This is a genomic window from Mesorhizobium sp. M0174, from assembly GCF_040322275.1.
Taxonomy (GTDB): domain Bacteria; phylum Pseudomonadota; class Alphaproteobacteria; order Rhizobiales; family Rhizobiaceae; genus Mesorhizobium.
Genome location: NZ_JAMYTB010000003.1, coordinates 384,625 through 398,746 on the forward strand (window position 1 = coordinate 384,625; position 14,122 = coordinate 398,746).

The 14,122-nt window shown below is 62.0% G+C and carries 17 protein-coding genes, 1 tRNA gene and 1 pseudogene; 9 read left to right on the top strand and 10 right to left on the bottom strand.

What is annotated here, in order from left to right; translation table 11 throughout:
- Positions 1 to 8 precede the first annotated feature (8 nt).
- Positions 9 to 242 (top strand): hypothetical protein, encoded by a 234-nt coding sequence (locus NKJ13_RS08425; protein ID WP_352703612.1) that lies wholly within the window; start codon positions 9 to 11, stop codon positions 240 to 242.
- Between the two features lie 179 nt (positions 243 to 421).
- Here the strand turns inward: NKJ13_RS08425 and NKJ13_RS08430 are convergent.
- Together NKJ13_RS08430 and NKJ13_RS08435 are read right to left on the bottom strand one after the other, a co-directional pair.
- Positions 422 to 497 (bottom strand) — tRNA-Lys (locus NKJ13_RS08430).
- A 107-nt stretch (positions 498 to 604) separates the two neighbouring features.
- Positions 605 to 1,510: a PhzF family phenazine biosynthesis protein gene (locus NKJ13_RS08435; protein WP_352703610.1), complete on the bottom strand. Its 906-nt coding sequence runs from the start codon at positions 1,508 to 1,510 to the stop codon at positions 605 to 607.
- A gap of 111 nt (positions 1,511 to 1,621) precedes the next feature.
- On the opposite strand from NKJ13_RS08435, the gene NKJ13_RS08440 reads away from it, so the two are divergent.
- The 4 genes and pseudogenes from NKJ13_RS08440 (at position 1,622) to NKJ13_RS08455 (ending at position 5,203) form a co-directional block, all read left to right on the top strand.
- The gene (locus tag NKJ13_RS08440) at positions 1,622 to 2,914 is read left to right on the top strand and encodes an efflux RND transporter periplasmic adaptor subunit (RefSeq protein ID WP_352738743.1); all 1,293 of its coding nucleotides are present in this window, start codon (positions 1,622 to 1,624) and stop codon (positions 2,912 to 2,914) included.
- Between the two features lie 2 nt (positions 2,915 to 2,916).
- Positions 2,917 to 3,626, top strand: a pseudogene (locus NKJ13_RS08445) (ABC transporter ATP-binding protein).
- Positions 3,627 to 3,628: 2 nt separating this feature from the next.
- Positions 3,629 to 4,846: an ABC transporter permease gene (locus tag NKJ13_RS08450; RefSeq protein ID WP_352738745.1), complete on the top strand. Its 1,218-nt coding sequence runs from the start codon at positions 3,629 to 3,631 to the stop codon at positions 4,844 to 4,846.
- A gap of 114 nt (positions 4,847 to 4,960) precedes the next feature.
- Entirely contained in the window at positions 4,961 to 5,203 is a 243-nt protein-coding gene (locus tag NKJ13_RS08455) for a hypothetical protein (RefSeq protein ID WP_352477528.1), read from the top strand.
- Here the strand turns inward: NKJ13_RS08455 and NKJ13_RS08460 are convergent.
- A complete protein-coding gene (locus tag NKJ13_RS08460) occupies positions 5,200 to 5,922 on the bottom strand; it encodes a hypothetical protein (RefSeq protein WP_352509643.1) in 723 nt (240 codons plus the stop codon). The genes NKJ13_RS08455 and NKJ13_RS08460 overlap by 4 nt on opposite strands.
- Positions 5,923 to 5,929: 7 nt before the next feature.
- A complete protein-coding gene (locus tag NKJ13_RS08465; protein WP_352738748.1) occupies positions 5,930 to 7,042 on the bottom strand; it encodes an endonuclease/exonuclease/phosphatase family protein in 1,113 nt (370 codons plus the stop codon).
- On the opposite strand from NKJ13_RS08465, the gene NKJ13_RS08470 reads away from it, so the two are divergent.
- The 3 genes from NKJ13_RS08470 (at position 7,041) to NKJ13_RS08480 (ending at position 8,274) form a co-directional block, all read left to right on the top strand.
- The gene (locus NKJ13_RS08470; protein ID WP_254820699.1) at positions 7,041 to 7,178 is read left to right on the top strand and encodes a hypothetical protein; all 138 of its coding nucleotides are present in this window, start codon (positions 7,041 to 7,043) and stop codon (positions 7,176 to 7,178) included. The genes NKJ13_RS08465 and NKJ13_RS08470 overlap by 2 nt on opposite strands.
- A gap of 51 nt (positions 7,179 to 7,229) precedes the next feature.
- On the top strand, positions 7,230 to 7,814 hold the full coding sequence (locus tag NKJ13_RS08475) for a BA14K family protein (RefSeq protein WP_352509639.1): 585 nt from the start codon (positions 7,230 to 7,232) through the stop codon (positions 7,812 to 7,814).
- Between the two features lie 175 nt (positions 7,815 to 7,989).
- Positions 7,990 to 8,274 carry a PilZ domain-containing protein gene (locus NKJ13_RS08480; RefSeq protein ID WP_352509657.1) on the top strand — a complete coding sequence of 95 codons (285 nt, stop codon included), beginning with the start codon at positions 7,990 to 7,992 and terminating at the stop codon, positions 8,272 to 8,274.
- 12 nt (positions 8,275 to 8,286) lie between these two features.
- Here NKJ13_RS08480 and NKJ13_RS08485 read toward each other — a convergent pair whose 3' ends face one another.
- The 5 genes from NKJ13_RS08485 to NKJ13_RS08505 all read right to left on the bottom strand — a co-directional run bounded on the left by NKJ13_RS08485 (position 8,287) and on the right by NKJ13_RS08505 (position 13,051).
- Positions 8,287 to 8,784, bottom strand: coding sequence for a hypothetical protein (locus NKJ13_RS08485; protein WP_352509637.1), 498 nt, complete (start codon positions 8,782 to 8,784; stop codon positions 8,287 to 8,289).
- Between the two features lie 118 nt (positions 8,785 to 8,902).
- Positions 8,903 to 9,424: a hypothetical protein gene (locus tag NKJ13_RS08490; protein ID WP_352738750.1), complete on the bottom strand. Its 522-nt coding sequence runs from the start codon at positions 9,422 to 9,424 to the stop codon at positions 8,903 to 8,905.
- 498 nt (positions 9,425 to 9,922) lie between these two features.
- Positions 9,923 to 10,900 (bottom strand): DUF3592 domain-containing protein, encoded by a 978-nt coding sequence (locus tag NKJ13_RS08495; protein WP_352738753.1) that lies wholly within the window; start codon positions 10,898 to 10,900, stop codon positions 9,923 to 9,925.
- Between the two features lie 454 nt (positions 10,901 to 11,354).
- Positions 11,355 to 12,374 carry a ketol-acid reductoisomerase gene (gene ilvC / locus NKJ13_RS08500; protein ID WP_023676662.1) on the bottom strand — a complete coding sequence of 340 codons (1,020 nt, stop codon included), beginning with the start codon at positions 12,372 to 12,374 and terminating at the stop codon, positions 11,355 to 11,357.
- 23 nt (positions 12,375 to 12,397) lie between these two features.
- Positions 12,398 to 13,051: a TetR/AcrR family transcriptional regulator gene (locus tag NKJ13_RS08505; protein ID WP_352739919.1), complete on the bottom strand. Its 654-nt coding sequence runs from the start codon at positions 13,049 to 13,051 to the stop codon at positions 12,398 to 12,400.
- Positions 13,052 to 13,204: 153 nt separating this feature from the next.
- Here NKJ13_RS08505 and NKJ13_RS08510 point away from each other — a divergent pair, with 153 nt between their 5' ends.
- Positions 13,205 to 13,633, top strand: a complete 429-nt coding sequence (locus tag NKJ13_RS08510) for an anthrone oxygenase family protein (RefSeq protein ID WP_352739921.1) — start codon at positions 13,205 to 13,207, stop codon at positions 13,631 to 13,633.
- 36 nt (positions 13,634 to 13,669) lie between these two features.
- On the opposite strand, the gene NKJ13_RS08515 is transcribed toward NKJ13_RS08510, so the two are convergent.
- The gene (locus tag NKJ13_RS08515; protein WP_352509627.1) at positions 13,670 to 14,122 is read right to left on the bottom strand and encodes a MarR family winged helix-turn-helix transcriptional regulator; all 453 of its coding nucleotides are present in this window, start codon (positions 14,120 to 14,122) and stop codon (positions 13,670 to 13,672) included.

A 14,122-nucleotide genomic window follows, 5' to 3' on the forward strand; every position in this document is an offset into this window, starting at 1 on the left:
CTGGTGGGATGAAAAAGTTTCACCCCGCCTACTCTGCTGCGTTTCTCATTGTCGGTAGCGGTGCGCTGATTTCGCGCGGCAGATATTCCAGCTACGGTCCGATCGACACCGCGATTCTCGTCCTTTTCTTGATCTTCTTCTGGTGCTTATCAGCGACTTTTCAGGGGGAAAAGCCGATGTTGATGCTGACAGACGTCAGAGTGCTGACAATGGCATCGCTTTTCGGTTCGGCAAGTTTCTGAGCCGCGTTTTCGGGCGCGGCAATCGCAGCGTTTGATCCAGTCGGCTGCGAGCGCTGCGAGCTAAGAGCACGCCTCGCCAAAGACTATCGGACTCCAAAGGCAGCCCAAAGTTGATGAAACGAGCGCGGTGAATGAAACCGGCTCGTTCTAAGGTCTTTCCACCAAATCCTGGAGATTTTTGGTGGGTGCGCACAGGATTGAACTGTGGACCCGCTGATTAAGAGTCAGCTGCTCTACCAACTGAGCTACGCACCCACTCGGCCGGTAAAAAACCGGCGTTGGCGGGCATATAGCCGCCGCCATCCGCCATGTCCAGCCCCGTGGGATTCATTTCCCGACAAATCGCCGAAGTGCCGAGGTCGTCAAACAAAAAGCCTGCCTTCAGCCACCTTCACCGCATGGCCGCCGATGCGGGCGGCGGCCAGTTTGCCGCCGTCGACATTCAGTTCGAGGCGAATGCGCGAAGGCCGGCCCATCTCCAGCCCCTGCTCGATCCACAGTTGTGAAACGCCGTCTGTCGGGCCGTCGAAATGCATGATCGCGCCGGCGAACGCGGCCGCCGCTGATCCGGTCGCCGGGTCTTCGTAGGACGGATTGCCGGGCACCATCATGCGGACGTGGAAGGCACTGTCATGGTGCACCGTCTCGCGGCAATAGACATAGGGGCTGGCGAAGGCCCATTCGCTCTTGCGTGGTGCCAACTCCGACCACGCCTGGTTGTCCAGCCTGATCCGGGCGGCCGCCTCCAGATTGGCGACGGGGATGGTCACGTAGGGCACTCCAGCCGACCAGAACGAAACGCGGTGGTTCTCGAAGCCGATCTCGTGCGGCCCAAGGCCAAGGGCCGCGCCGATCGCCTCGGGAGCGGCCGACAATTCCAGCTGCGCCGGCAGTTTCGCCAGGTCGAACTCGGCAAAGGTCGAACCATCGTGCTTGCTGACAGCGCAGCGCACCGGGCCGATATTCTCCTCGAGCACGAAGATGCCGGCGGCCTCTCCCGCCATTTCGGCGAGCGCTATCGCCGAGCCGACGGTCGGGTGGCCGGCGAACGGCATTTCATAGTCGGGTGTGAAGATACGGATGCGGGCCCGATGCTTGGGATTATCAGGCGGCAGCACGAAGACGGTTTCGGACAGGTTGAACTCGCGCGCCACCGCCTGCATCGCAGCAAGGTCCAGCCCGTCGCTGTCGAGCACCACGGCCAGCGGATTGCCCGCCAGCCGGTTGGTGGTGAATACGTCGTAAAGTAAGTAATTCCGCGGCTGCATCTCAGTAAGTCCTCTGCCTCATTCCCAACATGGGCGAAATTTAATTTGAATTTCGAACCATAAGGCCTGATTTGTGCACTGATGGGAAATCACTGAACATAGGGGGCCGGCGTGGACCAGATTGTCAATCTGCCAAAGACGGAATCCGCTTCCGCCATCGAGACGGCGCTCGGGCTCGACCACCAGGGCCTGAAGACAAAACGCCGTCGCGGTTGGTTTTACGCGCTGCTTGCGCTACTCGCAGTGGCCGCGGGTGTCGTCGGCTACCCCTGGTATGCGGGCTCGCCCGCCAAGATCGAGTATACCACGACACTGGCCGCCATGACCGACCTTACCGTCGCGGTTTCGGCTACCGGCACGCTGCAGCCCCTCACCCAGGTCGATATTTCCAGCGAACTCTCCGGCGTCGTCCGCTCGGTTTCGGTCAACGAGAACCAGCTGGTGAAGAAGGGCGATGTGCTGGCTGCGCTCGACACCGCAAAGCTGGAGGTGCAGATCGAGCGCGCCCAGGCCTCCGCCAAGGCAGCGGCGGCGAGCGTCGAGGACGCCACTGTGACCCTGGCCGAAAACGAAAAGGCGCTGGTGCGCGCGGCACAACTGACCAAGCGCGGCATGGCGACGGACCAGTCGCTCGAAGCGGCAACCGCCACGCGCGACCGCTCGAAGGCGGCGCTCGATATTGCCAAAGCCAACCTCGCCATGGCCAGTGCCGATCTCAAGGCGCAGCAGACGGATCTTGCCAAGAGCACCATCTACGCTCCGATCGACGGCATCATACTGACGCGCTCGGTCGATCCCGGCCAGACGGTCGCCTCTTCGCTGCAGGCGCCAGTCCTGTTCGTCATCGCCGCCGATCTGAAGAACATGGAGTTGAAGGCGGCGGTCGACGAGGCCGATATCGGCGCCGTCAAACCCGGCCAGCATGCGCGCTTCACCGTCGATGCCTTCCCGGAACGGCCGTTCGACGCCGAAATCCGAGACATCTCCTATGCCTCGGTCACCACCGACGGCGTCGTCACTTACGATGCAAGGCTGGATGTCGACAACAGCGAACTTCTGTTGCGGCCCGGCATGACAGCCACCGTCTCGGTCGTCACCAAGCAGGCCAGGAACGTGCTCACCGTGCCGTCGATCGCCTTCCGCTACCGGCCGGCCCAGACGGCGGAGCGCGGCTGGAGCCTCACCGACCTGTTCACCGGCCGCATGGGACGCCCCGGCGGCAACCGCCGGCACCAGGCGGCGACGAAGCCCACCGACGGCTCGCGCACGCTCTACGTGCTGGAGAATGGGCGGCCGCATCCGGTCAACGTCAGGGTCGGCTCGACCGACGGCGAACTGACCGAGATCGTCTCCGGCCTGGAGGAAGGCGCACAAGTCATTACCGCCTCGCAGCAGCGGAGTTGATCGTGGCATCGGTCGCGACCACGCTCATAGGCTTCGACAAGGTCTGGAAAAGCTATGGCCAGGGCGAAGCCCGGGTGCATGCGCTGGCCGGCGTCGACCTCGCAATCAGACGCGGCGAATTCGTCGCCATCATGGGCCCATCCGGTTCCGGCAAATCGACGGCCATGAACATCATTGGCTGCCTCGACACGCCGACCGCTGGGACTTACAGCTTCGAAGGCATCGACGCCGGCCGTCTCGACCGCAACCGCCGTGCTCAGCTGCGCAATCTCTATGTGGCTTCGTCTTCCAGGGCTATAATCTCTTGCCGCGCACTACGGCGGCGGAGAATGTCGAACTGCCGCTGATCTACCGCGGCGTAGGTGCCCGCGAGCGCCGCGGCCTTGCCATGCAGGCACTTGCCGAGGTCGGCCTTGTCGGCCGCGAGCATCATACGCCAGCCGAGCTGTCCGGCGGCCAGCAGCAGCGCGTGGCGATCGCCCGCGCCATCGTCACCAGGCCGACGCTGCTCGTTGCCGACGAGCCGACCGGCAATCTCGACACCGCCCGCACGCACGAGATCATGGAGCTCCTGACGCAGCTGAACAGCGAGCTCGGCCTGACCATCGCCATGGTCACGCACGAAGCCGATGTTGCCGGCTATGCCCAGCGCACGATCCGTTTCCTCGATGGCCATGTCGCCTCGGATACCGCCAATCTCGAGATGGCCTAGCCATGATCTGGGAAACCGTCCGCCTCTCGCTCCGCTCCATCCGCCGCAACGTGCTGCGCTCGTTCTTGACGCTGCTCGGCATCGTCATCGGCGTTGCCGCCGTCATCGCCATGCTGACCATCGGCTCGGGCACCACCGAGAAGGTCAAGTCCGATATTTCCAAGCTTGGTAGCAACCTGCTCGTCATTCGTTCCGGCCGTCCGGCGGGGCCTGGCGGACCTGGAGGGCTCGATCAGGTCGTCCGACCGCTGAGCGACAGAGATCTTGCAGCGCTTGTCGCGCACCTGGACGGCGCGCGCGCCATCTCACCGGCGTCGCAAAAGCAGGTGCGCGTCATTTTCGGCACCGAAAGCCTGACCTCGGGCGTTACCGGCACCGACAGCGCCTATCTCGAGGCTCGCGACTGGAAGCTGGTTTCGGGCCGCCCGTTCAGCGATTCGGAAACCCGCTCGGGGACCGGCGTCTGCCTCATCGGCGAGACGGTGCGCCAGCAGTTCTTCGGCGCCGGTGACCCCGAAGGCGAGATCATCCGCGTCAACCGCACCTCCTGCAAGATCATCGGCTTGCTCGAACCGAAGGGCTATACCGGCTTCGGCCAGGACCAGGACAATGTCGTGCTGATGCCGCTCGCCGCCTATCAGCGTCGCATTGCCGGCAATCGCGACATCGAATCGGTCTATGTCGCCGCCGACGACCGTACGCCAACCACGGTGCTGCAGCAGCGCGTCGAGGACATCTTGCGCGACACACGCCGCATCACGCCCGACCGAGACGATGATTTCTCGATCCGCGACATGACCCAGATCGCCGATGCCATGGCCAGCGCCACCACCACCATGACTGGCATGCTCGGCGCCGTCGCCGGCGTCAGCCTGCTCGTCGGCGGCATCGGCATTATGAATATCATGCTGGTGTCGGTAACCGAGCGCACGCGCGAGATCGGCATCAGGCTCGCCATCGGCGCCCACGAAAAGCACATCCTCATCCAGTTCCTGGTCGAGGCGACGGTGCTGTCGCTGCTTGGCGGCATCATCGGCATCCTGATCGGCCTGGCATTGGCCGGCCTCGCCTCGCTGACGCTGACGATCCCGTTTGCGCCAAGCCCGGCGGTCATCCTGCTTGCGGTCGGCTTTTCCGCGCTGATCGGCATGGTGTTCGGCTTCTTCCCGGCGCTGCGCGGCGCACGGCTCAACCCCATCGACGCGCTGAGGCATGAATAGAGCGTTGCAGCAAATGTCGCCTCGCGACGCTGCCAATTTTATAAGCAACCTGCCCTTGTCGCAGCACAATCTGCAATGATAACAATGCTGTTGGGGACTAAGGGGGAACAATGGATGAGCAAGAGAGGGCGACTGGCTCTGGCGATGGTGATCGTCGAAGCCGCATTGGCAGGGCTTTGGTGGAATTTGATCCGTTATGGAATGGATAATCCCGATCGCGTCACAGCTGACTTCCAGCAGGTAATTGGGCAGACGATGGGAACGGCCATGGGGGCACTCCTGGGTCTCGGCGTGCTGCTGTATTTTGTCGCTGCCCGCAGCGACCGCAAGGCTATTGAAGGCAGGTCGCGACGTTAGAGTCGGAATCCTTGCGCGAAGTGCCATTCGATCAGCGGTCTCATATGCGGCATCAATCCGTCCGGCAGGTCGGCTGCATTGCGGATGATCACAGGACCTTCGATTTCAGGCTCTGACTCGGCCGCGACGAAAGCGCGGATCCGCTGTGCCAGGTCGTCGGCGGAGGCCGTCTCGCGGTAGCGGCGAAAGATCACCGTGCCGCTTGCCGTCGACAGGGCGTAGTGGCGCCTGCCGCGTGTCGCGCCTGATAGGTCGAGGCCGGTTTCCTCCCGTACCTCGCGGATCATGTTGAAGTCGACGTCGACAAGGCCGTCGCGGAAATCGGTGGGCTCGAACGAACCGGCGGCGAAGTAGATGCGGCCGGCATTGACCGTATGCGGCGCCATGCGGATCGCCACCAGCGCATTGTCGCCAGCGACCAGCATGGCGTGCGCGTAGGCATGTTCGGCGCCAGGCACCTGTCTATTGCTGCGCCAAAGCATGAAGGTCGAATACCGCACCGCATGGCAGCGGCCGACGAGGCGATTGTCGCGGTAGCTGAGTGCGGAAAGCAGCACCACGGTGCCGTCGAAAAGCGCCGGCTTCGATGCGGTCTCACGCCGCCAGTTCGCCGCGATCGCCTCGGCATTATCGCGCTCGAACGGATGCAGGCCAGGATCGAGCCTGACGTCGATGGCATCGACCGGCAGGATGATATTGCGCGGCAGGTCGAAACTCACGCCTGTCTCACGCCATGTCGAGGGCAATTGCTACCGGGCAATGGTCGGATGCCTTCGGCCGGTCCCACCCGGCGCGTGGGAAGCGCTCGACCTCCTGGCCTGCCGGAAATATGGTGCGCCAAGGCTGCCCGTTACGGATGATATCGGGAACGGCGGTGGCGTTCTGCCTGGCTAGCGCCCTCGACAAAAGGATGTAGTCGAGTTGGCAGAGATGCCGCTCTTCCGGTCCGCGCGTGTGATAGAAAGTCCAGCGGTCCATTTCCGGCCGCCGCTCGACCGCGTTTTCGCAAAAACCGCCGGCAGTGAGCACGTCGATGCAGGACCGGGTCTCGTCGATCACCTCGAAGCGATAGCCGTCGAAAACATCGCCAGTGATCTTCACGCGCTGCCGGTAGTCGTTCATGTCGCCGCAGATTGCCCAGCGCTTGTCGGCGGCATGGTCCTTGCCGAAGCGCTCCTCGATGATCCGGCGCACCGCCTGCGCCTCGGCGGTGCGCAGCGGCATTGTCGCCTCGCGGCCGTCGAGGCCGTTACGGGGCGAGCCCATCGACTTGAAATGCACGAGATAGAGCGTCAACGGCGCGCCAGCCACGGTCAGATCGATTTCCAGGCAGTCGCGCCGGAAGATGCGCTCATTGGCCTGATGTCCAAGTGCTGCCAATTCCGCCGTGTGCAGCCCGAATTGCTCGAACGTGACATAGGCGTAGCTGGTCATGCGCACGAATTCGATCGGCTGGCCCTGCGCGGTCTCGTTGCGCATCATCACGGCGACGTCGATGCCGCGCGAATCATTGCCGGCGGTGGTGTATTTCTGCCGGTAGCCTTGCCCCACCATCTTGAACAGATAGCCATATTCGAAGGCCCTCAGCGCCTCGATATTGTCGACCTCCTGCATGCAGATGATGTCGGCGCGGGTGGCCGCGATCGCCAGCGCCGTCAACTGCCGCGTGTCGTCGGACTGCGCGATGGCCCGCGCCTGCTCGAGCATCTTGTATTCGGCCTCGCTCTGAATGTCGAAAAGCGCCAGCGTGCGATCTTCGTTGAGCTGATTGCGGTATCCGGAATAATCAAACCTGTTCATCAGGTTTTCGACGTTGAAAGTGGCAAGGCGCAGCGACATGGCTTTGACCTTTGCCCGCAAGCGCGCCCGAAAACAAGGGCGCAGAAATCAGGCGGCTCTGCTTGATCGCGCGCTCGCTATGGCTGACGGAACCTTTTTGTTCATCTTCCGTTCAGATGGAAAGTTCCATCAATAGGCCCTTCCCCGGGGTATTCTGGGCGTGGGGCCTGAATCTTCGGAGAGTGCGATGAAACCGCTCTTTTTATCTTCTGTCAGATCCGGGCTGATGGCCCTCGGTCTGATCACCGGCCTCTCGTCCCCCTCGCTTGCCGGGCCAATACCCAAACCTCTGCTGCCGGTGGCGGGCAATGCTGCCGACATCGTGCAAATTCGTGAAGATTGGGCAGGCGGCAATGACAGGCAGATCTGGCGTTGGCGCAATCGCGGCTTTCGGCAATGGCACGGCGGCGACGATTGGAGATGGCGGTCCCACAATTTCCGCGGCCGTCATTTTTCGAGACACTGGGATAATGGCGGCTGGGACGACAGCTGGCGCTGGCGCCACCATCGCCGCCATTACCGCGGCGGCTACTATGATGATGGTGCGGGTGCCGCGATTCTTGGCTTGGGCCTGGGGCTCGGCCTTGGCAGCCTGTACAACAGCTACAACTACTACGACGCGCCGCCACCGCGCCGCTATTATCGCGCAGGGCGGCTTTCCAGTGCACATGTCCAATGGTGTTACAATCGCTACCGGTCGTACCGCGCCTGGGACAATACCTTCCAGCCCTATTACGGGCCGCGCCAGCAATGCTACTCGCCCTATAGGTAAGCAGGCCGACAACAAGCATCGTTCGGCGCCGTGCTTCGCGGCGCCTTTTTCTTCCAGCCAGGAACCGCGAACATCTCCCAGTCCCGACTGCTGATAACGCTATTTTTATCAGGCAGGTCTAATAATCCTCCCGATCAGAACGCCCGAGACGCGAAAAATGGCTGGATTGCGTGCGATGGCCGAGGACGAACAGAGGGACAAACGCCGGCAGCGCGTCTTGAAGGGCGCAACGATCCTGACCGGCATGACCAATTCCGAGGTCACATGCACGCTGCGCAACATGCATGCCGGCGGCGCCGAATTGAAGGTCTCGATCGACGCGCGCGTGCCCGATGAGTTCCTGCTCTATGTTCCGACCGACGGCATCGCCTACAAGGCCGTGGTCCGCTGGCGCCGCGAGGACCGCATCGGCGTGATGTTCACCGGCACCGAACCAAAGCCCAGTTGGCACTACGGCTGATATCTACCGGCGCTATCCGGGTGGCAGGACTTGCAGTGTCTGCTCGTCAAACAGCGGCTCATCCTGGCCGACGCGAACGAATAGAAGCTTTCGCAGTTCGGGTGATTGCACCTCGAAATACTGAATGCCGTCCGGGGCTTCGCCCCATTCGCCGCAAGGCGGTTCGCCGACCTCGTCAGGGTTGGCGACGGTCTTCAATTCCTCACGATAGGCGGCATCGGGACTGAAAACATACCGGAGGATGCGCGCGGGCGTCGCCGCGTCGGTGTAAGGCGTGAGCACGCAACGTGTGCTGATGGCTTTCTCGGTCTTCTGCGTAAAAATGCGCTGCAACGCAGCATCGGCGGCCTCGCCCGGCAGCATATCGAAGACTTCGACGACGGGATCGGCCGAACCGCCATCGCTGTATTTGATGGCAAGAGCATTGCCGCCAAGCTCGAAATGAATCCGGCGAAAACCGAAATCGCAGCGCTGTACCCAGGCAGCCAGCCCGACATCCCTGTCCGCCAAGCGTTCCCAGCTGCATTTATCGATAGGTGGACGCGACGGCTTGCTTTGGTCGGCACCAGCCCCCGTGGCCATGGCCACAAGGACCGACAGGGTGCAGATACAGGCCGGCAGACTCTTGTTATTCATCGCTGCAACCCGTCAACGTAAAGGCATCCCAAGCCACGCCGTCGGGATTGGCTTTGGCGAAATCGGGCCATTCGATAAAAATCGCGCCGAAGTCAGGCAACAGCAACCCTGCCGGTGCCGGCGAGGCTTCGCGGGAACTCAGCTGCTCGGCACCGCCTGCATTGAACGCATAGACCTGCCCATCCCACACTCTGCACAGTCCGGTGCCGTCCTCGAGACCCGCCTCGCGATCGTCGTCGGTGCAGGTGTGCCGGATCGTACCCACAGGAAATGAGTACTTGCCATTGGTCCAGGTGATGTCCGACGGCAGACGAAGGTCGGTGTTGGGTACGATCAGCGAAAAGACCTCGGTCGTCAGCGCAGCCGGCTCGTTGTCTGTGGGCCGGAACTGTATCGTCGCTCCCGAGCGCGGCTCGCGATAGGTCGCATGGCTGAGCGAACATTCTGTTGCGTTCGCTGCTTGCGACAGGCTCAGCATGCCCAGAAAAATAGCTGCTGCTTTGCGGATGATCATTTAAGTCCCTGGAGCAGCATCATTGTGAAGTCTAAGCATCGATGCTTTAGCATGGCCGATGTCATGGTCGAAAGAAAGAATCGATGATCCGAAATCTCTTGATGCTCATTTCGATCTCAACATTTTCGTGCGGGAGCGCCTTTGCCACGGAACCCTATGTCGGCACATGGTCCCGGGACAGATCGAACTGCACCGCCGTTGCGGATGTTCAACGCCAGACTGTCTACACATTGTACCGCGATGCGCTGTCGGTCCCTGCTCTCGGCTGTGAACACGCAATGTTTCTCAAGACACCCACGGGTTGGGTGGCGCGGGCCAGCCAATGCTACGGATCCGACCCGTCGGCGGAAGAGCCGTTCTCCCGTGTCATCCATATTGTGGTCGACGGGGCGACGGTGAGATTGACATGGCCTGGCTTCGACAGCGGAGTTCTTGTCAGGTGCTGAAGACAAGTGCCCTTCCTCTGGATCTACAGCGTCGAGGACGGCAGCTTCAGCCTTAGATCACCCCCACAAGCAGCGCGGCTCCACCTATGAAGCCAACTGCGCAGACCCACAGAAGCCAAAGCCCACTCACCCTGCATTCGAGAACCGCGGCAGCCGGATTGGCGGGATCGTAGTGGACTTCGACCTTGTCGCCCTCGAGGTAGCGCCGTGATTGGCCGCTGACGAGGCTCGGCAGCGAAGCCGTCACGTTTGCGCCGAAAGCGATGCGATCGGCGGCGTAGCGCTGGCCGGCGACGCTATAGCTGTAGACGATGCGGGATTTGAAGACTGTTCGCCAGGGCCGATAGCCGCCTCCGGACCTGTCGCGGGTCTCAAATTTCTGCAAGCCCGAAGCATCGATGTGTCCTGCCGTGATGGGCCATTTCGCCGCCTGTTCCGCTAGTGACTTCTGGGCGAAGCCCATGCGCAGGACAAACAATCCCATGAACAGCAGCAGGGCCGCGGCGCCGAGGTTCTGCGGCTTGGGCAAAAACGGCCGGATCGCTTCCAGGGCGCCGCCGACGGAGAAGACCAATACCAGCGCGCCAACCACCAGCCCAGCCGAAAGCTGGACCATGAATTTGAAGGAACCTTCGGGCATGGTGCGTTCGATCACGGCCTTGGCTGGATCGGCCGGATTGTAGAAGACGGTTACGCCAGAGCCGTTTGGAAATTTCGCAAGGGTTTCCGCCACGGCAAAGTTTCCAAGGTTCTCCTGCACGCTGTAGTGCGAACTGCGAAATGTCTTGCCGTTCACCTTGTATTCGAAGGTGATCGCCGGGAAGTTGCGCATTTCGGTCGACCCTCTGCTGTCCGAACCGGATCCCGAACTGGTCACCTCGCGAGCCTCGACCCGCGACGAGACGATCTTTCCCAGCGTCGGAGACCAGCGGCTGACCGCCCTCACCTCCCACCACTTCAGGAACGTGACGAGGGAGAGCATGCCGGCAACCGCGCAGGCAAACCCGACCAACAGAAATTTGAGTTCCAAGTCTCAGCCCCCTTTGGCACTTCTGTGCCATGCCCCGCACAGGCATACCACGGTGATGAGGATAATGCGCCTGTCCACAAGCGTGGGAACCACACAATCTTTATGCGAAAAGGCCGGCGGATCGCTCCGCCGGCCTTTCTTGATCGGCAATGAAATTGCGATAGTTCTTGGCCTTGTCGACCAGCTTGTTTTTGGAAATCCCCCGCGCGCCCGCAGCGCGAAGCCTGAGGACGCGCAACGAAACGAATGTGGATTCCTTCAGTTCTTGGCCTTGTCGACCAGCTTGTTTTGGAAATCCCCCGCGCGCCCGCAGCGCGAAGCCTGAGGACGCGCAACGAAACGAATGTGGATTTCCTTCAGTTCTTGGCCTTGTCGACCAGCTTGTTTTGGAAATCCCCCGCGCGCCCGCAGCGCGAAGCCTGAGGACGCGCAACGAAACGAATGTGAATTTCCTTCAGTTCTTGGCCTTGTCGACCAGCTTGTTCTTGGAAATCCACGGCATCATCGCGCGCAGCTTGGCGCCGACTTCCTCGATCTGGTGGCTGTCATTGTTGCGGCGGATGCCCTTGAAGCGCGACATGCCGGCGCGGTATTCCTGCATCCATTCCGAGGTGAACTTGCCGGTCTGGATATCCTTCAGAACGCGCTTCATCTCGGCCTTGGTCTCGGCGGTGATGATGCGCGGGCCCGAGACGTATTCGCCCCATTCGGCGGTGTTCGAGATCGAGTAGTTCATGTTGGCGATGCCGCCTTCGTAGATCAGGTCGACGATCAATTTGACCTCGTGCAGGCACTCGAAATAGGCCATTTCCGGCGCGTAGCCGGCTTCCACCAGTGTCTCGAAGCCGGCGCGGATCAATTCGACCAGACCGCCGCACAGCACGACCTGCTCGCCGAACAGGTCGGTCTCGCACTCCTCGCGGAAATTGGTCTCGATAATGCCCGAACGGCCGCCGCCAACGCCGCAGGCGTAGGAGAGCGCCAGATCGAGCGCATTGCCCGAAGCATCCTGGTTGACCGCGACCAGGCACGGCACGCCGCCGCCCTTCTGGTATTCGCCGCGCACCGTATGGCCGGGCCCCTTCGGCGCGATCATCACGACGTCGACCGAGGCTTTAGGCTCGATCAGGCCAAAATGAACGTTGAGGCCGTGGGCAAAGGCGATCGCTGCGCCATCGCGGATGTTCGGCGCGATCTCGGATTTGTAGATGTCGGCCTGCAGCTCGTCGGGCGTGGCCATCATCATCAGGTCGGCCCACTTGGCGGCATCGGCCACGCTCATCACCTTGAGCCCGTCGGCCTCGACCTTCTTGGCGGTCGCCGAGCCGGCCTTGAGGCCGATGGCGATGTCCTTGACGCCGGAATCCTTGAGGTTGAGCGCATGCGCCCTGCCCTGGCTGCCATAGCCGATGATGGCGACCTTCTTGCCCTTGATCAGGTTGAGATCGGCATCGCGATCGTAATAGACACGCATTTTTCTTCCTTCCCGTTTTGAATTCAGAGGCCTTGCGGCCCGGTTTTTGCCCTGTAAAGAGCGAGAAACTGCTGCGTCGCCCGGACGGCATCGCCGCCGATCGCCGCATCAGTCAATTCCAGCCGGTCGCCAAGCAGCAGGCGGATCTGCACGTCACGGGCGACCAGCCCGAAAAAGGTGCGGAACGCCGTCTCAGCATCGGAAAACTCGAGGAAACCAGCTTCCTTGCCTGCCTCGAGCACCGGCTTAAGGCGCCTGGCCAGTGCGAAGCGGCCGTTCTCCAGCACGATGGCGCCGAGATCCTCTTTCCCCGAACTAGCCTGGCCGACCGCCACCCGGTTCAGCGCGATCGAGGTGTCGCTCGAAATTACCTTGAGCCAGTCCGAAGCGAAGCGTTCGAGGCTCCCCGTCAGCGAAGCAAAGTCGAGCCCCTTGCGATCAACCGGCACTACCCGCACCTTGGACGCCTGCCATTGCACCGTTGCCGTCAACAGCCCGTCGCGATCGCCGAACCATTTGTAGAGCGTCTCCTTCGAGCAGCTCGCCCGCCGCGCCACGGCGGTCATGGTCAACTGATCGCCCTCTTCGACCAGCAGGCGAAGGGCAGCGTCGAGCACGGCTTTCTGCCGCTCCGTCAGCGTCTCGCTGGTGTCTATATCGGTCACAGCGTGCAACACGGTCTTTCCTCAGGAAGCGAACTCACCGCAGTTTAGGTACGAACTCGACGGCGTACCGTACGTTACGGTTCGGCTTTATGGCGTATTGCCCGACCCGGCGCAAGCCTTTATTTCTATAGCTTGCTCCATGCGGGGCATCACGGGAGACGGATCATGCTCGCCGGATTGCTTGCCTTGACCGTTACCGCAGTGTTCGCGGGCGCGGCTATCTACGTCAGCGTCGCCGAGCAGCCGGCGCGGCTTCGCCTCGATGACAAGGCATTGCTGCAGGAATGGCAGCCTTCCTACAAGCGCGGCGCGGCCATGCAGGCTTCGATCGCCGTCATCGCCTGTATTCTGGGCCTCGTCGCGTGGTGGCTGACCGGCAGTCTCGCTTACCTGGCCGGCGCCGTGCTGATCATCCTGCCCTGGCCATGGACGCTGCTGGTGATGATGCCGGCAAATAGGTTGCTGGAGGCGATGGACGCGAACACCATCAATCCTGAATCTCGGACATTGATCGTCAAATGGGGCAATCTGCATATGGTCCGCGTCGGGCTTGGCGTTCTGGCGACATTGGCATTCCTCTGGGGCAGTGCCTGACCTCGCCAATCGGCGCATCTTCGCCATGAAGGCGTGTCACTCCAGGGCGGGCGGAACTCGCAGGCGCCCAAGCAGAGCTGACAGCGCATCGAGCTCATCATTGGAAAGCCGGGAGCCGACCAACTCCGCGATCGAGCGGCCGTAGACAGCCCACATGCGGCGACGCGTCTCGCGCCCCTTGTCGGTGACACGAACGGTTTGCCCGCGGCCGTCATCGGCAACGGGAAGCTTCTCGACCAGCCCGTCGGCTTCCAGCCGCGCCAGCAGCCGGGAGATGTTGTACTGCGCAAACAGGGTGCGCTCGGTGAGTTGGAATGGCCGCAATCCACCCTCGCCCGCCTCGGCAAGCTCATGCAGGACGTCGTACCAGGCAAGCGGCGGCAGGCCACTGTCCTTCAGCGCGTCCTCGGCTCTTTCCAACAACTGGCGCGAAACCCGCATCAGGCGGGCCCAGGCTTTGATTGCTGGAGGTGTAGGAATCCCGGTCAT

Excerpts from the sequence above, each read along its gene's own strand:
- NKJ13_RS08425 (WP_352703612.1), top strand. The coding sequence starts at position 9 with ATGAAAAAGTTTCACCCCGCCTACTCTGCTGCGTTTCTCATTGTCGGT.
- NKJ13_RS08435 (WP_352703610.1), bottom strand. The coding sequence starts at position 1,510 with ATGCAGCCGCGGAATTACTTACTTTACGACGTATTCACCACCAACCGG.
- NKJ13_RS08450 (WP_352738745.1), top strand. The coding sequence starts at position 3,629 with ATGATCTGGGAAACCGTCCGCCTCTCGCTCCGCTCCATCCGCCGCAAC.
- NKJ13_RS08455 (WP_352477528.1), top strand. The coding sequence starts at position 4,961 with ATGAGCAAGAGAGGGCGACTGGCTCTGGCGATGGTGATCGTCGAAGCC.
- NKJ13_RS08470 (WP_254820699.1), top strand. The coding sequence starts at position 7,041 with ATGGCTTTGACCTTTGCCCGCAAGCGCGCCCGAAAACAAGGGCGCAGA.
- NKJ13_RS08465 (WP_352738748.1), bottom strand. The coding sequence starts at position 7,042 with ATGTCGCTGCGCCTTGCCACTTTCAACGTCGAAAACCTGATGAACAGG.
- NKJ13_RS08475 (WP_352509639.1), top strand. The coding sequence starts at position 7,230 with ATGAAACCGCTCTTTTTATCTTCTGTCAGATCCGGGCTGATGGCCCTC.
- NKJ13_RS08480 (WP_352509657.1), top strand. The coding sequence starts at position 7,990 with ATGGCCGAGGACGAACAGAGGGACAAACGCCGGCAGCGCGTCTTGAAG.
- NKJ13_RS08490 (WP_352738750.1), bottom strand. The coding sequence starts at position 9,424 with ATGATCATCCGCAAAGCAGCAGCTATTTTTCTGGGCATGCTGAGCCTG.
- ilvC (WP_023676662.1), bottom strand. The coding sequence starts at position 12,374 with ATGCGTGTCTATTACGATCGCGATGCCGATCTCAACCTGATCAAGGGC.
- NKJ13_RS08510 (WP_352739921.1), top strand. The coding sequence starts at position 13,205 with ATGCTCGCCGGATTGCTTGCCTTGACCGTTACCGCAGTGTTCGCGGGC.
- NKJ13_RS08515 (WP_352509627.1), bottom strand. The coding sequence starts at position 14,122 with ATGACCGGGATTCCTACACCTCCAGCAATCAAAGCCTGGGCCCGCCTG.